The organism is Xenorhabdus eapokensis (genome assembly GCF_001908105.1).
Window position 1 is genome coordinate 1 of the sequence record NZ_MKGQ01000164.1, and the last position, 667, is coordinate 667.

The 667-nt window shown below is 40.9% G+C and carries 2 protein-coding genes and 1 pseudogene; 2 read left to right on the forward strand and 1 reads right to left on the reverse strand.

Annotated features, from left to right (window positions below; all coding sequences use genetic code 11):
- Both Xedl_RS33930 and Xedl_RS33935 read left to right on the forward strand, forming a co-directional pair.
- Positions 1–293, forward strand: a 293-nt coding sequence (locus Xedl_RS33930; RefSeq protein WP_279625383.1) for an RHS repeat domain-containing protein, incomplete at its 5' end; no start/stop codon positions are given.
- The gene (locus tag Xedl_RS33935; protein ID WP_074025468.1) at positions 260–553 is read left to right on the forward strand and encodes an AHH domain-containing protein; all 294 of its coding nucleotides are present in this window, start codon (positions 260–262) and stop codon (positions 551–553) included. The genes Xedl_RS33930 and Xedl_RS33935, both read left to right, overlap by 34 nt.
- A gap of 20 nt (positions 554–573) precedes the next feature.
- Here the strand turns inward: Xedl_RS33935 and Xedl_RS26105 are convergent.
- Positions 574–667, reverse strand: a pseudogene (locus Xedl_RS26105) (IS5/IS1182 family transposase); the annotation flags it as partial.

The following is a 667-nucleotide window of genomic DNA, read 5'->3' on the forward strand; positions in this document are numbered from 1 at the left end:
GCATGTTGGGAGAGAATCCTGAATTCAATCCGGGCTTAAAATATGCAGGCCAGTGGTTGGACGACGAGAGCGGGCTGGTCTACAATCGGTTCAGGTATTATTCGCCGGTTGCAGGGCAGTATTTGACGCCGATCCTATTGGCTTACGCGGGGGCGTTAATCATTATGCTTATGTGCATAATCCAATGTCTTGGATTGACCCACTTGGATTATCTAGTTGTGTTTTGGGCAGAAATATGGGAGCAAGAGCGCGTGATGGTATGGCTAATCATCATCTTATTCCTGAAGAACTAATTAAAAATAAAGAATACGGGGTTGTATTTGATCGTCTTAAAAAGATTGGTTGGAACGGGGATGGTGCATCTAATGGAATATTTTTACCAGGTACAAAGGACTTAGCTGATAAGATTGGGATACCAGGCCACTGGTCTAATCATAATAAATACACAGCTCAAGTTGAAGAAAAACTTATTAAGCTTGCAGAAAACGCTAATAAGTTAAGCGATATTCAGTTAGCATTAGGTGTTAAAAAGATTCAAGACTGGGCTAAATAACTTTTCATAATTATGACAGCCTATTCAGTATTTTTTCTGCGCAGCAACACGACGAGAAATGCCAGATTGACGAACTGAAGGCTGGTATTCAAATATCTCTCACAGTTCTTCCAC

What these genes read in the sequence shown, in the direction of transcription:
- Xedl_RS33935 (WP_074025468.1), top strand. Translation starts at nt 260, where the DNA reads ATGGCTAATCATCATCTTATTCCTGAAGAACTAATTAAAAATAAAGAA.